This window comes from Pseudomonas sp. NPDC088885 (genome assembly GCF_044750025.1).
Taxonomy (GTDB): Bacteria; Pseudomonadota; Gammaproteobacteria; order Pseudomonadales; family Pseudomonadaceae; genus Aquipseudomonas; species Aquipseudomonas rustica.
In genome coordinates this window covers 561-18,842 of the sequence record NZ_JBIVJB010000091.1, presented here as the reverse complement: position 1 = coordinate 18,842, position 18,282 = coordinate 561, and the positions used below count along the sequence as shown (strand labels likewise).

The following is an 18,282-nucleotide window of genomic DNA, read 5'->3' as shown; positions in this document are numbered from 1 at the left end:
ACCGATAAGCGGGATCATCGCTTCTGCGAGTGCTTCACGGTCGATCCATTCACCAAGACACTGGTCGGGCTTCTGAGTCACGGTAACCTTCCACATGTAGGGGCAGAAAAAAGGGGCTACATTATGCCGCCCACAACCTCATTCAGCAATGCGCGCTTGTCGCGAAATCGGTAACAAAATTCCTTTCAAAAAAATCACGCCTCGCGCCAGCCCAGTAAATACGCGGCTTCCAGCGCAGTCAATTTTTCGTCGACTGTTAGACGATGTCTGTAACCCTCCGTAACACGAGCCAATTTCGGCACTACATAACCACTAAAAAAGTGCTCGTTTTTATGGTTACCACTACATTTCGCCAAAACAGTGAAGATAGACGTAGTCTGCAACTGACAGGCGACACCCGACGCCGCTACAATTACCGACTTTGTCGCAAAGCCTGGAGCTCAACCTTCCGTGCCCGTTCTGCGTCTACCGCAACTCCCTGCCGAGGCAGGTAAACAGCATTGGGGCAATTTGCCCGGCGCTGCCCTCAGTCTGGCGATTGCCGAGGCTGCCAGCGCTGCCAAGCGCTTCACCCTGCTACTGACCGCCGACAGCCAGAGTGCTGAACGACTGGAACAGGAGCTGAGTTTCTTCGCCCCGGATTTGCCCGTTCTGCATTTCCCCGACTGGGAAACCCTGCCCTACGACCTGTTCTCGCCGCATCAGGACATCATTTCCCAGCGCATCGCCAGCTTATATAGGCTGCCGGAACTGGAACACGGTGTGTTGGTGGTGCCGATCACCACGGCCCTGCACCGTCTGGCGCCGACCAAATTCCTGCTCGGCAGCAGCCTGGTACTGGATGTCGGGCAGAAACTCGACGTCGAACAGATGCGCTCGCGGCTCGAAGCCAGCGGCTATCGCTACGTCGACACAGTGTATGAGCACGGCGAATTCACCGTGCGCGGCGCGCTGATCGACCTGTTTCCGATGGGCAGCAAGTTGCCGTATCGCATCGACCTGTTCGATGACGAAATCGAAACCCTGCGCACGTTTGATCCGGAAAACCAGCGCTCCATCGACAAGGTCGACTCGGTCAAGCTGCTGCCGGCCCGCGAATTCCCGTTGCAGAAAGACGCAGTCACCCGCTTCAAGGCGCGCTTTCGCGAGCGTTTCGACGTCGACTTCCGTCGCTGCCCGATCTTTCAGGATCTGAGCAGCGGAATTACCCCGGCCGGTATCGAGTACTACCTGCCGCTGTTCTTCGACGAAACCTCGACGCTGTTCGATTACCTGCCGCAAGACACGCAAGTGTTCTCGCTGCCGGGCATCGAGCAAGCGGCGGAGAATTTCTGGAACGACGTGCGCAATCGTTATGAAGAGCGCCGCGTCGATCCATCGCGTCCTTTATTGCCACCCGCCGAATTGTTCCTGCCGGTAGAAGACTGCTTCGCGCGCCTGAAGAGCTGGCCGCGAGTGGTTGCCAGTCAGCAAGACGTCGAAAGCGGCGCCGGTCGCGAACGCTTCCCCGCGCAAGCCTTGCCGAATCTGGCGATCGAAGCCAAAGCCACGCAACCGCTGGCCGCGCTGGCTGGCTTCCTCGATGAGTTTCCCGGACGCGTGCTGTTCACTGCTGAATCCGCGGGCCGTCGCGAAGTGCTGCTGGAGTTGCTCGAACGTCTGAAGCTGCGACCAAAAACTGTCGATAGCTGGCCGGACTTCGTCGCGAGCAAGGATCGTCTGGCGATCACCATTGCCCCGCTCGACGAAGGCCTGATGCTGGATGATCCGGCGCTGGCACTGGTCGCCGAAAGCCCGCTGTTCGGCCAACGCGTGATGCAGCGTCGCCGTCGCGAGAAGCGTGCCGACGGCAACAACGACGCAGTGATCAAAAACCTCACCGAACTGCGCGAAGGCGCGCCGGTGGTGCACATCGATCACGGTGTCGGTCGCTATCTCGGCCTGACCATTCTGGAAATCGACGATCAAGCCGCCGAATTCCTCACCCTCGAATACGCCGAAAACGCCAAGCTCTACGTGCCGGTGGCCAACCTGCATCTGATCGCGCGCTACACCGGCAGCGATGATGCGCTGGCCCCGCTGCACCGTCTCGGCTCGGAAACCTGGCAGAAAGCCAAACGCAAAGCCGCCGAACAAGTACGCGATGTTGCTGCCGAACTGCTCGACATCTACGCCCGCCGCGCCGCTCGCGAAGGTTATGCGTTCGCGGACCCGAAGGCCGATTACGCGACTTTCAGCGCCGGTTTCCCGTTCGAAGAAACCCCGGATCAACAAACCACCATCGAAGCCGTGCGCGCCGACATGCTCGCACCGAAACCGATGGATCGCCTGGTCTGCGGCGACGTCGGTTTCGGCAAGACCGAAGTGGCCATGCGCGCGGCGTTCATCGCCGTCCACGGTGGCCGCCAGGTTGCGATTCTGGTGCCGACCACCCTGCTCGCCCAGCAGCACTACAACAGCTTCCGCGACCGCTTCGCCGACTGGCCGGTGAGCGTGGAAGTGATGAGCCGCTTCAAATCGGCCAAGGAAGTGAACGCAGCGATCGCCGATCTGGCGGAAGGCAAGATCGACATCGTCATCGGCACGCACAAGTTGCTGTCCGACGACGTGAAGATCAAAAACCTCGGGCTGGTGATCATCGACGAAGAACACCGCTTCGGTGTCCGTCAGAAAGAACAGCTCAAGGCCCTGCGCAGCGAAGTCGACATCCTCACGCTGACCGCCACGCCGATTCCGCGCACGCTGAACATGGCGGTGTCGGGCATGCGCGATCTGTCGATCATCGCCACGCCGCCAGCGCGACGCCTGTCGGTGCGCACCTTCGTCATGGAGCAGAACAAGAGCACGGTGAAAGAGGCCCTGCTCCGCGAACTGCTGCGCGGCGGCCAGGTTTACTACTTGCACAACGATGTGAAAACCATCGAGAAATGCGCCGCCGACCTTGCCGAACTGGTACCGGAAGCGCGTATCGGCATCGGCCACGGACAGATGCGCGAGCGCGAACTCGAACAGGTGATGAGCGACTTCTATCACAAGCGCTTCAACGTGCTGATCGCTTCGACCATCATCGAGACCGGCATCGACGTGCCGAGCGCCAACACCATTATCATCGAGCGCGCTGACAAATTTGGCCTGGCGCAACTGCACCAGTTGCGTGGCCGTGTCGGCCGCAGTCACCACCAGGCTTACGCGTATTTGCTGACGCCGCCGCGCCAGCAAATCACTTCGGACGCGGAAAAGCGTCTGGAAGCAATCGCCAATACTCAGGATCTCGGTGCCGGTTTCGTGCTGGCGACCAACGACCTGGAAATCCGTGGTGCCGGCGAACTGCTTGGCGATGGCCAGAGCGGGCAGATTCAAGCCGTCGGTTTTACGCTGTACATGGAAATGCTCGAACGCGCGGTGAAATCGATCCGCAAGGGCGAGCAACCGAACCTCGATCAACCGCTCGGCGGTGGCCCGGAAGTCAACTTGCGGGTACCGGCGCTGATTCCGGAAGATTACCTGCCGGACGTTCACGCCCGTCTGATTCTGTACAAGCGCATTGCTTCGGCGACCGATGAGGAAGGCCTGAAGGATCTGCAAGTCGAGATGATTGACCGTTTCGGTCTGCTGCCGGAACCGACGAAAAATCTGGTGCGCATCACCGCGCTGAAGTTGCAGGCTGAGCAACTGGGCATCAAGAAAGTCGATGGCGGGCCACAGGGTGGGCGCATCGAGTTCGAAGCGCAGACGCCGGTCGATCCGATGACGCTGATCAAGCTGATCCAGAGCCAGCCAAAACGCTACAAATTCGAAGGCGCCACGATGTTCAAGTTTCAGGTGCCGATGGAACGCCCGGAAGAGCGCTTTAATACTGTAGAGGCGCTGTTTGAGCGCCTCCTCCCGAAATCTGTTTAAAGGACGCCGCATGCGCCTGTTTCGCTCGCTGACTTTGCTACTCACTCTGGTAGCACCTTCGGTTTTTGCCGATGACCTGTATCAGGTCGAAATGATTCTGGTGCGCCAGAACGCCGTGCCGGCCATCGTCAGCCGTGCCGCGCCGGAAGACTGGGCCGCAGGCGCCCAGCGTTTGGGCGATGACAGCAAGCGCACCCCGGCGCTGAATGACGTGGTGACTAAACTCACCGCCAGTGGCGACTACACAGTCCTGATGCACAAGGCCTGGCAGCAAACCCTCGGCGAAGCACCGGCGAAAGTCGCGGTCAGCGACGGTCAGGAGCAATACGGCCAGTTTCCGATCGAGGGCACGCTGGAGATGAAGCTCGGGCGCTTCACCGACGTCGCTGCTGATTTCTGGGTCAATCAGATCGACACCAATGGCCTGGTCACCGCCAGTGAACGCCTGAAACAGGACAGCCACACCAAGAACGGCCAGCTCAACTATCTCGACAACGGCCATCTGGCGCTGCTGATCAAGATCACTTCCCTGACCGCGCCTGCGCCACGGGAAGCGCCTGAAGCGATTCCGGACTGATCGAAGTCCTTATGAACCCGCCGCTGAGTAAACCGTTGGCGCCCTCCTGGGTCAGCCGATTCAAGGAACAGAGCCTGGAGCGTGGCCGCCGCTACGCCCTGGAAAACCGGGTACGCATCGCCCAGGTCGGCGATGCAACGATCACCGCCAGTTGCGAAGGCTCTGGCGGTAACGTTTACCGTCAGACGATTCATCTTCGCGAGTCAGCCAAAGGCACTCTGCTGCTGGTCGATGCCGGCTGCACCTGCCCGGTTCGCAGCAACTGCAAACATTGCGCGGCAGTGTTGCTGAAAGTGCAGGAAACCCTCGACTACCCCGCCGCTGCCAAAGACGCCGAGCTGTTGGAGAAACTTCAAGCCGTGCTGGAAAACCGTGGCCCTAAAGCGCCACCGCAAGTGCTGGTCGACAATGTGCAGCCGATGCCACGCCTGTGGCTGGCCAGTGTCGAGTTCAGCGCTTTCGAACCGCGCAACGGCAAGATGCAGCGCTACATTCAGCACCGCGCGGCGCTGTCGTTCAGCTATCTGGATGAGTACGTCAGCGGGCAGAAGAACAGCGACATCCTGATCCGTCAGGAAACCCAGACGCTGCGGATAAAACGCCACCCGGAAGTCGAACAGTCCTACCGCGAACAGTTACGAATCCTCGGTTTTCGTATTGCTACCCGCCAGAGCAAAGCGCTGCCGGAAAGCGCGGGCGAGCTGTATGAGATGGTCAACGACAGCGCCTGGCTGACGTTTACCCTCAACGATTTGCCGAAGCTGCGCACCCAAGGCTGGGAATTGCAGATCGACGAGGAGTTTGGCTTTGACCTGACTGCCGTGGATGACTGGTACGCCACGGTCGAGCAGGCGCCGGAGCGCGACTGGTTTGATCTGGAACTGGGGATCATCGTCAACGGCGAACGCCTGAGTCTGCTGCCGATCCTGCTTAACCTGATGCGCTCGCACGCAGAAATTCTCAATCCGGAACGCCTTGCGCGCCGTCGCGATGACGAGCTGATTCTGGTCAACGTGCCGCAACGCAATATCGAGCACGGGCCGCTGCAGGTGGCATTGCCGCTGGGTCGGTTGAAACCTGTGCTGATGACGCTCGGCGAGTTTTATTTGCAGGAACCGGGCGAAACCACCCTGCGCCTGAGCAAGGCCGACGCCACACGCCTCAACTCTCTGGAAGGCCTGCCGCTGCTGTGGGAGGGTGGCGAGCAGATCCGCACGTTCGCTCAACGTCTGCGCGACATTCGTGATTTCAGCGCGGAAGCGCCGGAAGGACTGAACGCGACGCTGCGCCCGTATCAGCTCGAAGGCTTGAGCTGGATGCAATCGCTGCGGCAACTGGAAGTCGGCGGGATCCTTGCGGATGACATGGGTTTGGGTAAAACCCTACAGACACTGGCGCATATTCTCAGCGAGAAAAATGCCGGACGTTTGGATCGCCCGTGCATGGTAGTGATGCCGACCAGTCTGATTCCGAACTGGCTGGATGAGGCGGCACACTTCACCCCGCAGCTGAAAGTGGTCGCGCTGTACGGTGCCACGCGCAAAAAGCATTTCGATAATCTGGCCGATTTCGACCTGATCCTCACCACCTACGCGCTGCTGCCCAAAGACGTCGAACGTCTGGCCAAGCAACCGCTGCACGTGTTGGTGCTGGATGAAGCGCAGTACATCAAGAATCCCAACAGCAAAGCTGCGCAAGCGGCGCGTGAGCTTAATGCACGCCAGCGTCTGTGCCTGAGCGGTACGCCGCTGGAAAACCACTTGGGCGAGCTGTGGTCGCTGTTTCACTTCCTGCTGCCGGGCTGGCTCGGCGACGTAAAAAGTTTCAACGCCGATTACCGTGTGCCGATTGAAAAGCGCGGCAGTGAAGTCAGACTTCAGCACCTCAACGGTCGGATAAAACCGTTCCTGCTGCGCCGCACCAAAGAGCAGGTCGCCACCGAGCTGCCGCCGAAAACCGAGATCATCCATTGGGTCGATCTCAACGAAGCGCAGCGCGATGTGTACGAAACCATGCGTTTGGCGATGGACAAGAAAGTCCGCGACGAGATCACCCGTAAAGGTGTGGCGCGCAGTCAGATCATCATTCTTGAGGCGCTGTTGAAGCTGCGTCAGGTTTGCTGTGATTTGCGCTTAGTCAACGATGCCACCCTGCCCGCTCGCGGCAGCACCTCAGGCAAGCTCGACAGCTTGATGGAAATGCTTGAGGAGTTGTTTGAGGAAGGACGGCGGATTCTGCTGTTTTCGCAGTTCACCTCGATGCTGGCCTTGATCGAGCAAGAGCTGAAAAAGCGTAATGTTTCCTACGCGCTATTGACCGGCCAGACCCGCGATCGGCGTACACCGGTGAAGGAATTCCAGAGCGGCAAGCGTCAGATTTTTCTGATCAGCCTGAAGGCCGGTGGTGTTGGTCTGAACCTGACGGAAGCGGACACGGTGATTCACTACGACCCGTGGTGGAACCCGGCGACCGAGAATCAGGCGACCGACCGAGCGTATCGAATCGGCCAGGAGAAACCGGTATTCGTCTACAAAATGATTGCCCGGGGCACGGTGGAAGAGAAGATTCAGCACCTGCAAAAGGAAAAATCCGACTTGGCGGCGGGCGTGCTGGATGGGCGCAAGGCTGGGGACTGGAAGTTGCAGAGTGATGATATTGAAGCGCTGTTTGCGCCGTTGCCGGATAAGCTCGATAAGCTCGATAAGCTCGATAAGCTCGATAAGCGTTGAGATTTTTGTCGCCTGTTAAATAGCTTTCGCGAGCAAGCTTTGCTCCTACGGGTGGACGCCGCAGATCCCTGTAGGAGCAAAGCTTGCTCGCGAATGACTCACCTCGGTCTAACAGTTAAAACCCAGGCTCAGCCCTTGGAAACAGGCAACGGCGCAAACAACGCCTCGATGTCACTCTGCTCAAGCTTCCAGCCACCCGTCGTCCCGCCCTCCAGTACCGCCCCGGCCAGTGCAGCCTTCTCCTGCTGCAACGCCTGTATCTTCTCCTCCACGGTGCCACGGGCAATCAGCTTGTAAACAAACACCGGGTTGTTCTGCCCGATGCGATACGCGCGATCGGTGGCCTGATTCTCCACTGCCGGGTTCCACCACGGGTCGAAGTGGATCACCGTGTCCGCAGCGGTCAGGTTCAAACCGGTACCGCCCGCCTTCAGACTGATCAGAAACAACGGCACCTTGCCGCCCTGAAAATCCTTCACCGGCGTGCGCCGATCTGTGGTGTCACCGGTCAGCAGCGAGTAGGCAATGTCCCGTTGCTGCAATTCTTCCTCAATCAAAGCGAGCATCGAAGTGAACTGGGAGAACAGCAGGATTCTGCGACCTTCGCCGAGCAGCTCTTCGAGCATCTCCATCAAACTGACCAGCTTGCCACTGCCGGAACGCAGTGCCTTGGCTGTCATTGGCATCTTGATCAGGCGCAAGTCGCAACAAACCTGCCGCAGCTTGAGCAAGGCATCGAGAATGATGATCTGACTGCGCGCCACACCACTGCGCGCAATTTCGTCGCGGACTTTTTTGTCCATTGCGACGCGAACCGTTTCATAGACATCGCGCTGGCCGTCGCTGAGATCGACCCAATGGACGATTTCGGTTTTCGGCGGCAACTCGGTGGCGACCTGATCCTTTTTGCGACGCAACAAAAACGGCTTGATCCGTGCCGTCAGGTGCTGCATGCGCTGAACATTGCCGTGCTTTTCAATTGGCGTGCGGTAATCGCGATTGAAGGATTTGCTGTCGCCAAGCCAGCCGGGCATGAGGAAATGAAACTGCGACCACAGCTCGCCCAAGTGGTTTTCCAATGGCGTGCCGCTCAGGCACAAGCGCTGACGGGCCTGCAGATCACGCGCGGCTTGCGCCGCTTTGCTGATCGGATTTTTGATGTTCTGCGCTTCGTCGAGAATCAGCACGCTCCACAGCTGCGGCTGTAGAACCTCGAGATCCCTCGGCAGCAACGCGTAAGTGGTCAGCACCAGATCGTACTCGGCCAGATTGGCGAAATCTTTCTGCCGTCCCGTGCCGTGCAGCGCCAATACTTTCAACTGCGGGGTGAATCGGTCGGCCTCGTCGAGCCAGTTTGGAATCAGGCTGGTCGGCATCACCGCAAGAGCCGGGCAATCGAGGCGCCCGGCGTGTTTTTCCGTGAGCAGGTGCGCCAGGGTTTGTAGCGTTTTGCCCAGCCCCATGTCATCGCCGAGAATGCCGCCGACCTCAAGCTCGCGCAGGGTCTGCATCCAGTTCAGGCCTTCGAGCTGATACGGGCGCAATTGCGCGTTAAGACCGGCCGGCGCAACGACGTGGGTGTGACTGGAATTCTGCAATCGCTTGGCGAAGGTGCGCAGCCGCTCGCCCCCCTGCCAATCCAGCGGCACGCCATCGAGCATACTCAAGCGCGCGGCGTCCGGGACACTCAAGCGCAGTGCATCGCCCTGATGACCGCCCAGGTACAACTCGCCCAGCGTGGCCATCAGCGGTTTGACTCGACTCAGCGGCAGCGCGACCTTGGCGCCCGAAGAGTCACCAAAACCGCTGGGCTTCAGTTCGATCAGGAGTTTTTCGTCATCGCTGCGTTGTGCCAGATTGACCGGGTCGAGCAAGCGCGGCTGGGTGCGCAACAAGTGCAGAAGGATCGGTAGCAAACTGTAGCGCTGGCCATTGACGACGATACCCAACTGCAAATCAAACCACTGATGCCCAGCCTCTTCTTCGACATCGGCGTACCAATGCTCGACTGGCTGCACATTGAAATGAAAGCCGTCACTGATCTCGACTTGCCAGTTCAAGGCGCGCAGCGTGGCAAGGCCTTCGTGCATAAACCCGAGCCAGGCGGAATCATCCGGCAAGGTAAACATCTCGCCGCGACGATCCAGCGAACTCTTGCGCGTGGCCTTCTTGAAGCCGTGCTTTTGCAGGATCTGGCGCAACTGCTTTTCCACCGCAGGCTGGCGTTGAATGCGCTGGGTTTCGGTGCCGTTGAGGATCATCACTTCCGGATTGCGATCCACCGTCGGCTGGCCGTTGTAGGTAAACACCAGGGCGGCGCGGTGCTCCAGAACGTATTCCCAGCGCGAGCGCTCCCGACCGCTGACGAGGGTCAGTTGTGGCTGCGGCAGTACGTCGTCGATGACTCGTTCGGTCAGTTGGTGTGGCGGCGGGATTCTCGTTGCGGTGCTCATGCGATGGCTGAACTGCATGGCCTGACGCGCCGGAACGTCCGGCGCCAGCGTCAAATGACTGGCCAGTTTTTCTTCCAGTTCATTGAACAGAGGGCCAATCTGCCGCTGTTCACGATCGAGGTAATAAAGCGGTTCCAGCGCCAGCACGGTTTCTTGCGCCGCCTCGGCACTGCTCCACTGCGCACGGAAGCCGCCGTCGGCCTGTTCGGCCCAGGCGAACTGGCCGGTGCGTTTCGCCCCCGACACCAACGGGCGCAGATCTTCGAAATCGAGGAACAGCCGCGAGGTGCGCAGGAGCATGCCCAGCAGTTCGGCGCCGCTGCTGCCTTCCAGCGGATAGCCGCTGTAATAGGCGTGGTGGGAGTGCATGGCAACCAGCAGCCTGGCGACGCGCAGATCCAGCTCGGACAGGTAGCCGGGCTGACGCATGAGCATTTCCGCCAGCGAATACATCGGTTTGACTTCGCGTAACTCGCCGCTCTTGAGCTGGGAAACCTTGAAAATATCGAGCAGCCACTTGCCGCTCACTGACGTTGGCTTGAGCTTGTAAAACAGGCGCGTGCCTGCGGTTTGCGCGCCTTCTACGGCGGGCTTGGCCGGCACCGGAATTGTCGAAAGCCAATGTTCCAGCGCCCGCCCCAGCGGGATCTGTGCGTCACTTTCAGACGCATTATGATCAATGCCCTGTAGGTGATAGAGCACCGCAGCGCAATGCTTGCAGTCGATAGCGACAGGACAGGTGCACAGGCAACGCAAGCTGACGGAACCTAGCCGATCTTCGGACAGGTAAATGGTTTGTTCATACGCCTGATCTTGCGAACCGACACAGAACGCCTCGATCTTTCTGTCATCGATCTCGATGATCTCTACTCGATCATCGGCGGCATAAGCGCGAGCCTTGGCCAGCGCGCTGCTAGTGAATTCCTGAGTCCAGGCCGACGACTTGAGCCGCTCGATGAAAATGCTCATGGGCAGCCCTTAGCCGGCCAACACCCGCGCCAATGTCGACTTCACCTTACCCATGCCGTCATGCAACGCCTGCTCGATCTGGGCCATGGTGATCACTTCGGTGGTCTTGCCCGCCGCAGGGTTCACCACCAGCGCCAGACAGGCGTAATCCAGATCCAGCTCACGCGCCAGCGCGGCTTCCGGCATGCCGGTCATGCCGACGATGTCGCAGCCATCACGCTCCAGTCGCACGATCTCGGCGACCGTTTCCAGACGCGGCCCTTGAGTGCAGGCGTAAACGCCTTGATCGCTGAACTCGCAACCTTCAGCAGCCACGGCGGCAATCAATTGCTGACGCAGCGGTTCGCTGTAGGGAAAACTGAAGTCGATGTGGGTGACGTGCTCCAGATCATCGGCGAAATAGGTGTGCTCGCGGCCGCTGGTGTAGTCGACGATCTGATGTGGCACGCAGAAATGCCCGGTGCCCATCGCCAGATGAATCCCGCCGACGGCATTCACCGCGATGATCGCTTCGGCGCCGGCCTGCTTCAGCGCCCACAGATTGGCGCGGTAGTTGACCTTGTGCGGCGGGAAGCGATGCGGGTGGCCGTGACGGGCGAGGAACAGCACTTCCTTGCCGGCGTATTCGCCGATCTGCACTTCGGCCGATGGCGCGCCATAAGGCGTATCGACTGCCAGCGACTGACGAATGCTCAGGCCTTCGAGTTGAGTCAGGCCGGTGCCACCGATGATTGCGTAAACGGTCATAACGAAAAATCCTTAATCGATCAGTTGAGCGTCTTTGAGCGCGCCGATGGCGGTGAGCCAGCGCGGATCCTGGCGATATTCGGTGCTGGCAATGGCCTGACCGCGCATACGAGCGATTCGGGCGGAGGGCTTGACCTTCATGCGTTGCGCGGCGCTAAGGGCGAGTTCGGCAGCGGCGCGGTCGTTGCACACCAGGCCCATGTCGCAGCCGGCAGTCAGCGCAGCTTCGATGCGGCTGGCGGCGTCGCCGACCACGTGAGCGCCGGCCATCGACAGGTCGTCGCTGAAGATCACGCCGTCGAACTGCAACTCGCCGCGCAGGATGTCCTGTAACCAGCGGCGGGAGAAACCGGCTGGCTGCGAATCGACCTGCGGATAGATGACGTGCGCCGGCATGATCGCAGCCAGTTGTTTGCTGAGTCTGGCGAACGGCACGAGGTCGTTGGCGCGGATCTCGTCGAGGCTGCGTTCGTCATTCGGGATCGCCACGTGGGAATCGGCTTCGGCCCAACCGTGACCAGGGAAGTGCTTGCCGGTGGCCGCCATGCCCGCGCTGTTCATGCCGCGAATAAATGCCCCGGCAAGGACTGCGGCGCGCTCGGGATCGCCTTCAAAGGAACGGGTGCCGACCACGGCGCTGCGCTGGTAATCGAGATCGAGTACCGGGGCGAAGCTCAGGTCGAGGCCGACCGCCAGCACTTCGGTGGCCATGATCCAGCCACATTGTTCGGCGAGGTATTCGGCATTCGGGTTGTCGGCGATGGCACGCATGGCCGGCAGGCGCACGAAGCCCTGACGCAGACGCTGCACACGACCGCCCTCTTGATCCACCGCCAGCAGCAGATCCGGGCGAATCGCGCGGATCGCGGCGCTGAGCTCACGCACCTGGCGTGGATGTTCGATGTTACGGGCGAAAATAATCAGGCCGCCCACTTCGGGCTGACGCAACAATTGGCGATCTTCGGCCGTCAGCCAGGTACCGGCGACGTCCACCATCAACGAGCCTTGCAGGCCAGCAGTCATAGAGATTCCTTGAAAACGAAAAACCCGATGCGCAGAAAATCGCTACCGTGAGCAGTGCTCGGCAGGTCGGCAATTTCTGTTTGGATCGGGTTCAGAACGAGAGTCGGCATGGGCGGCTAGCTTAGCGGATACAAGCTGCCGCGCCCACCCGTGCGCGGTTAAACCTTGGCGGCGACCGGCGTTGATTTGCTGCGCGGACGCAGTTGCGCGGTAGCCATGGCCGTGTCGGTGACGCCGGTTTCTGCGCGCATGCCCGCGGCGAGGAACGGCACCATCAGGCGCATGACTTGTTCAATGGAAGTGTTGACGCCGAAATCGGTCTCGGCAATCGCCCGCAACGCCTTGATACCGGACATGCTGAAGGCCGCAGCGCCGAGCATGAAGTGCACGCGCCAGAACAGTTCGATGGGTGGAATACGCGGCGCGGCTTCGTTGACCAGCAACATGTAGCGACGGAATACCTTGCCGTACATGTCTTCCAGATAACGGCGCAAGTGACCTTGGCTCTGGCTGAACGCGAGGCCGAGCAAACGCATGAAAATCGACAGGTCGTTACCGCTGCGTGGCTGCACCACGAGGGCTTGCTCGACGAGGATTTCCAACAGTTCTTCGAGGGTCGGCTTGTTCTCAGGCTTGGCCTGACGGCGCTCCAGCTCTTTATCGAGGCTGAGGCAGAATGGCCCGAGGAAGCGCGAGAAAACCGCCTGTATCAGGGCCTTCTTCGAACCGAAGTGATAGTTCACTGCTGCCAGGTTGACGCCAGCCTTGCTGGTGATCAAACGCAATGAGGTTTCCGCGAAACCTTTCTCCGCGAACAACTGCTCGGCAGCATCAAGAATGCGTTCAACGGTTTCCGACTGGGCCATGGCTACTCCGCCTGACAAACACTTGTTTGAAACATACGTTTCAGCCTATGCCTTGTCAAGCCTGCCAGTTCGTTTTGGGAATGGTCGGTCAGCTATTTAACCACACAAGCCCGGCGCTTTTATAAGCAGTGCTGCCGACCGTCCGGCGGCAGGCAAAAAAACGGGCATTGCCAAGAGCGTTTCACTGTATATAATCCCAGTCACTGTATAAAAAGACAGAGCGATCATTATGCTAAAGCTGACGCCACGCCAAGCCGAGATTCTGGCCTTTATCAAACGTTGCCTCGAAGACAACGGTTATCCGCCAACCCGTGCGGAAATCGCTCAGGAACTGGGCTTCAAGTCGCCTAACGCGGCAGAAGAACACCTCAAGGCGCTGGCCCGCAAAGGCGCCATCGAAATGACCCCGGGCGCCTCTCGTGGCATTCGCATCCCTGGCTTTGAAGCCAAGGCTGACGACTCTACTCTGCCGGTCATTGGCCGTGTCGCTGCCGGTGCGCCGATCCTCGCTCAGCAGCACATCGAAGAGTCCTGCAACATCAATCCCGCCTTCTTCCACCCGCGTGCCGACTATCTGTTGCGCGTGCACGGCATGAGCATGAAGGACATCGGCATTTTCGACGGTGATCTGCTGGCCGTCCACACCACTCGCGAAGCGCGCAATGGCCAGGTGGTTGTCGCCCGTATCGGCGATGAAGTGACCGTCAAACGCTTCAAGCGTGAAGGCAGCAAAGTCTGGCTGATGGCCGAAAACCCTGAGTTCGCCCCTATCGAAGTCGACCTGAAAGATCAGGAACTGGTGATCGAAGGCTTGAGTGTCGGCGTTATCCGCCGCTAAAGGAGGCTTTATGCAGTTCCCACACACACCTCAGCAAACACAACTGCCTTTATTCGAAGCGTTTCTGGCGCAACCGATGGCGCCGATCCTCAAAGAAGTGGTCGAGCGTGAATGGAATGCCGAACCTGAAGTATTCAGTGAGCTGTCTCTGCGCGGTGCGGCCGGGAACTGCCTGAACCTGCTCGCCCCGATCCTTCGCGAATTGAGCGAGGATCAGGACGCTCGCTGGCTGACGCTGATCGCGCCGCCTGCCAGCCTGACGCAAACCTGGCTGCGCGATGCCGGCCTGAACCGCGAACGTATTCTGCTGCTGCAACCGCGCGGCATGCAAAGTGCTCAGCAGTTGGCGTGCGAGGCATTGCGTCTGGGCCGCAGTCACACAGTGGTGACCTGGCTCAACCCGCTGAACACAACCTCACGTCAGCAACTGATCAGCGCGGCCCGCACGGGCGACGCTCAAAGCCTGAACATTCGCTTGGGTTGATTCGCAGGTGAAATGCGCTGTGTGAAGCGCAGGGCTTCTCCAAGGACAGAGAAGCCGATCTGAAGCGGTACCGATAAAAACGAAAAGCAGGCAGGGATCAGTGAAGAACCCGTGGCCCCTCTTCCTTATCAAACTCACCTTCAATCATCCGGCCGGCCATCTGCACGCCGACGCTCAACATCGCCTTGGCGATTTCCACGTGCTGACCCTGAAGGAAAGTCTTGGCATCCTCGGAGAAATCCAGAGTCACCAAAGAACCTTCGTCCTCAGCCCTGCGCAGTTCGATTCGGCCGTCTGGTAACTCGACAATTTCTAGAAAGGACGTTGGCATATAGGTCTGTTCTCCACGAAAGGCAGGGATTATATAGACATCATTCAGGATTCGCTCGGGATCTTGACCAGCAGCATGTTTCAGATTGCCACCGCGTCAATCAGTCTCAGCACTCGTTCAATCCTTCACGAAAACGAATCGCCAAGCCTTTCAGATTCTGCCGCCAGCTCTCCAGCTCCTCTCGGCTCAACTCTTCTGGCGCCTCTTCTTCATCCAGATTGATCGCCTGAATCAGCGGCTGGGTCACGTCGCCCTTCGGCTTGTGTGGCACCCGCGGAGGCTGAAACAGTGCCGAATGCGCCGCCAACAGTTTCGCCAGCCAGGTTTCAGGATTACCCGCCAATTCGACCATTTCAGCCATTTCGGGAATCGCGATCGACTCCAGCACTTCGCGCGTCAGCAGCATCTCTGCCCGTGGCGCATTGGCCTGAGGTAGACGATAGAACCCGGCGATCTCGTGGCACAGGCCCAGCAAAGCGCCGTAGAGGTGGAATAACGCCGATTCACGCCCGGCCTGAATCAGCGCCAGAGAATTCATCGCCCGCCCTTCTTCAGCGCGAGCCAGGGCTTCCAGCGACAGGCCGGCGAAATAGATCTTCTGATTGGTACGGGTATAGAGTTCGTGAGCCATGACGGCGCTCTCCACAACGAAATAATTGCTTCACACAGGCCGGACAGTGTCGTGGATCAGCCGATCCCACCGCAAGCAGAAAACAAAAGGCCGCATGAAAACCCGAGGGTTCGCATGCGGCCTTTTCAGTATCGGACTAACGCTTACTCGGCCTTGGCCTTCGTACGCTTGTCTTCAACCGTCCACTTGCCGCCGTCGTAGTAAGCCTTCCAACCGGTAGGCTTGCCGTCGACTTCGGTCTGCACGTATTGCTCCTTGGTCTTGCGGCTGTAGCGGATAACCGCTGGCAGACCATCAGGATCTTTCTTCGGTGCATCGCAGAGGAAGTGGTACTTCGGATCGATCTCATCTTTGTGCGGCACAATCTCGATCACCAGCGGAGCACGGGTCTCGCGGTTTTTCGGGAACTGACTCGCCGCGAGGAACAGGCCGGAGGCACCGTCGCGCAGGATGTAGGTGTCGTTGACCTTTTCGCATTTCAGCTCAGGCATCTTCACCGGATCCATCTTCGGCGGCGCCGCGTCACCGCTTTTCAGCAGTTTGCGGGTGTTCTTGCACTCGGGGTTGGTGCAACCGAAGAACTTGCCGAAACGGCCGGTTTTGAGTTGCATCTCACTGCCGCACTTGTCGCATTCCAGGCTCGGACCTTCGTAGCCCTTGATGCGATAGCTGCCCTCTTCGATTTCGTAGCCAGCGCAATCCGGGTTGTTACCGCAGATGTGCAGCTTGCGCTTTTCGTCGAGCAAGTAAGCGTCCATCGCTGTGCTGCAGATCGGGCAACGATGCTTGCCGCGCAGTACCAGCGACTCCGACTCGCCCTCATCGTCCGCAGCGATTTCATCGCCCGGCACCAGGTTGACGGTGGCCTTGCAACGTTCTTTCGGCGGCAGGCTGTAGCCCGAGCAACCAAGGAACACGCCGGTCGATGCGGTACGAATCTGCATCGGACGGCCGCAGGTCGTGCACGGAATATCAGTCATCACCGGCTGGTTGGCACGCATGCCGTTTTCCGGGTTTTCGGCTACTTCGAGCTTCTTCTTGAAGTCGCCATAGAACTCGTCCAGCACGTTTTTCCAGTCGCGCTCGCCTTGCGCCACGTCATCGAGATTCTCTTCCATGCCGGCGGTGAAGCCGTAGTCCATGAGGTTCGAGAAGCTCTCCGACAGACGCTCGGTAACAATGTCGCCCATCTTTTCCGAATAGAAACGACGGTTGTGCAGGGTCACGTAACCGCGATCCTGAATGGTCGAAATGATCGCCGCATAAGTCGAAGGACGACCGATGCCGCGTTTTTCCATTTCTTTCACCAGGCTGGCTTCGGAGTAACGCGCCGGCGGCTTGGTGAAGTGCTGCGACGGATCGAGCTTGATCAGCTTCATCACGTCGCCCTGCGCCATATCAGGCAGAACGTCGTCATCGCCCGGCTTGGCAATTTGCGGCATGACACGGGTGTAACCGTCGAACTTGAGGATGCGGCCTTTGGCGCGCAGCTCGAAATCGCCAGCGCCGACGCTGACGGTAGTCGACAGGTACTGGGCCGGTAGCATCTGGCAAGCCAGGAACTGGCGCCAGATCAGCTCGTAGAGACGCTCTGCATCGCGCTCCATGCCCGCCAGCTTGCTTGGAATGGTGTTGGCGTCGGAAGGACGAATCGCTTCGTGAGCCTCTTGTGCGCCTTCCTTGCTGCTGTAGACGTTCGGCGTTTCCGGCAGGTACTTCTTGCCGAACTCGTCTTCGATGTAAGCACGCGCCATCGTCACGGCATCGGCCGAGAGGTTGGTCGAGTCGGTACGCATATACGTGATGTAGCCGGCTTCATACAAACGCTGGGCCATCATCATGGTTTTCTTCACGCCGAAGCCCAGGCGGTTACTCGCAGCCTGTTGCAGGGTCGACGTGATGAACGGCGCCGAAGGCTTGCTGCTGGTCGGCTTGTCTTCGCGTTTGACGATGCTGTAGCTGGAAGCTTTGAGCTTTTCCAGCGCGGCCGTGGCCTGGGCTTCGTTCAGCGGCTTGAAGGCTTCGCCTTTTTCGCGAGCCACTTCGAAACGCACGGTCGAGCCTTTGGTGGTGCCGAGATCGGCATGCACTTCCCAGTACTCTTCCGGGTTGAACGCACGAATTTCGCGCTCACGCTCCACGACCAGCTTCACGGCTACAGATTGCACGCGGCCAGCGGACAGGCCACGGGCGATCTTCGCCCACAGCAGCGGCGAGACCATGTAACCGACAACGCGGTCGAGGAAGCGACGCGCCTGCTGAGCGTTGACACGATCGATGTCCAGCTCGCCCGGCTTGGAGAACGCTTCCTGAATCGCCTTCTTGGTGATTTCGTTGAACACCACGCGCTTGTAGCGGCTGTCGTCACCACCGATGGCTTCGCGCAGGTGCCAGGCAATGGCTTCCCCCTCGCGATCCAAGTCGGTTGCGAGATAGATGGTGTCAGCATCTTTGGCGAGCCGGCGCAGCTCTTCGATGACCTTCTCTTTACCCGGGAGGATCTCGTACTTGGCTTTCCAGCCATGATCGGGATCGACACCCATACGCGAGACGAGCTGCTTGCGCGCCTTCTCTTTCGGCGAGAGCACCGGACCTTCGCCCGCAGCAGCCTTGCCGCGCTTGGCGGCTGGCTCTTTGCTGGCGCTAGCCGAACCGCTGGTGGGCAGGTCTCGGATATGGCCGATACTCGACTTCACCACGTATTGGTTACCCAGATACTTGTTGATGGTCTTGG

General features: G+C 59.4%; 12 protein-coding genes and 1 pseudogene. 5 read left to right on the top strand and 8 right to left on the bottom strand.

The window, feature by feature from the left end; all coding sequences use genetic code 11:
• Window positions 1-96 (bottom strand): annotated as a pseudogene (locus ACIP1X_RS23775) (glyceraldehyde-3-phosphate dehydrogenase); the annotation flags it as partial.
• A 354-nt stretch (window positions 97-450) separates the two neighbouring features.
• On the opposite strand from ACIP1X_RS23775, the gene mfd reads away from it, so the two are divergent.
• From mfd to ACIP1X_RS23760, 3 genes are read left to right on the top strand one after another with little or no spacing between them, the layout of a single operon-like run.
• The gene (mfd, locus tag ACIP1X_RS23770) at window positions 451-3,900 is read left to right on the top strand and encodes a transcription-repair coupling factor (RefSeq protein WP_159814281.1); all 3,450 of its coding nucleotides are present in this window, start codon (window positions 451-453) and stop codon (window positions 3,898-3,900) included.
• Window positions 3,901-3,910: 10 nt separating this feature from the next.
• Window positions 3,911-4,477, top strand: a complete 567-nt coding sequence (locus tag ACIP1X_RS23765; protein WP_053122077.1) for a CsiV family protein — start codon at window positions 3,911-3,913, stop codon at window positions 4,475-4,477.
• Window positions 4,478-4,488: 11 nt separating this feature from the next.
• Window positions 4,489-7,206, top strand: coding sequence for a DEAD/DEAH box helicase (locus tag ACIP1X_RS23760; protein ID WP_400755408.1), 2,718 nt, complete (start codon window positions 4,489-4,491; stop codon window positions 7,204-7,206).
• A gap of 128 nt (window positions 7,207-7,334) precedes the next feature.
• Here ACIP1X_RS23760 and ACIP1X_RS23755 read toward each other — a convergent pair whose 3' ends face one another.
• From ACIP1X_RS23755 to ACIP1X_RS23740, 4 genes are all read right to left on the bottom strand, one after another.
• On the bottom strand, window positions 7,335-10,628 hold the full coding sequence (locus tag ACIP1X_RS23755; protein ID WP_400755406.1) for an SNF2-related protein: 3,294 nt from the start codon (window positions 10,626-10,628) through the stop codon (window positions 7,335-7,337).
• A 9-nt stretch (window positions 10,629-10,637) separates the two neighbouring features.
• The gene (locus ACIP1X_RS23750) at window positions 10,638-11,375 is read right to left on the bottom strand and encodes an S-methyl-5'-thioinosine phosphorylase (RefSeq protein ID WP_400755404.1); all 738 of its coding nucleotides are present in this window, start codon (window positions 11,373-11,375) and stop codon (window positions 10,638-10,640) included.
• Between the two features lie 12 nt (window positions 11,376-11,387).
• The gene (nagZ, locus tag ACIP1X_RS23745) at window positions 11,388-12,398 is read right to left on the bottom strand and encodes a beta-N-acetylhexosaminidase (RefSeq protein WP_053122083.1); all 1,011 of its coding nucleotides are present in this window, start codon (window positions 12,396-12,398) and stop codon (window positions 11,388-11,390) included.
• 158 nt (window positions 12,399-12,556) lie between these two features.
• Window positions 12,557-13,264, bottom strand: coding sequence for a TetR/AcrR family transcriptional regulator (locus ACIP1X_RS23740; RefSeq protein WP_019648307.1), 708 nt, complete (start codon window positions 13,262-13,264; stop codon window positions 12,557-12,559).
• A gap of 229 nt (window positions 13,265-13,493) precedes the next feature.
• Between ACIP1X_RS23740 and lexA the strand changes: the two genes are divergently transcribed.
• Window positions 13,494-14,102 carry a transcriptional repressor LexA gene (gene lexA / locus ACIP1X_RS23735; protein WP_053122085.1) on the top strand — a complete coding sequence of 203 codons (609 nt, stop codon included), beginning with the start codon at window positions 13,494-13,496 and terminating at the stop codon, window positions 14,100-14,102.
• Window positions 14,103-14,112: 10 nt separating this feature from the next.
• Entirely contained in the window at window positions 14,113-14,586 is a 474-nt protein-coding gene (sulA, locus tag ACIP1X_RS23730) for an SOS-induced cell division inhibitor SulA (RefSeq protein ID WP_400755402.1), read from the top strand.
• A 97-nt stretch (window positions 14,587-14,683) separates the two neighbouring features.
• Here sulA and ACIP1X_RS23725 read toward each other — a convergent pair whose 3' ends face one another.
• The 3 genes from ACIP1X_RS23725 to topA all read right to left on the bottom strand — a co-directional run.
• Window positions 14,684-14,917 (bottom strand): hypothetical protein, encoded by a 234-nt coding sequence (locus ACIP1X_RS23725; protein ID WP_008082203.1) that lies wholly within the window; start codon window positions 14,915-14,917, stop codon window positions 14,684-14,686.
• Between the two features lie 106 nt (window positions 14,918-15,023).
• Window positions 15,024-15,548, bottom strand: coding sequence for a DUF6586 family protein (locus ACIP1X_RS23720; protein ID WP_053122089.1), 525 nt, complete (start codon window positions 15,546-15,548; stop codon window positions 15,024-15,026).
• A gap of 143 nt (window positions 15,549-15,691) precedes the next feature.
• The coding region (gene topA, locus ACIP1X_RS23715; protein ID WP_400755400.1) for a type I DNA topoisomerase at window positions 15,692-18,282 on the bottom strand (2,591 nt) is incomplete at its 5' end.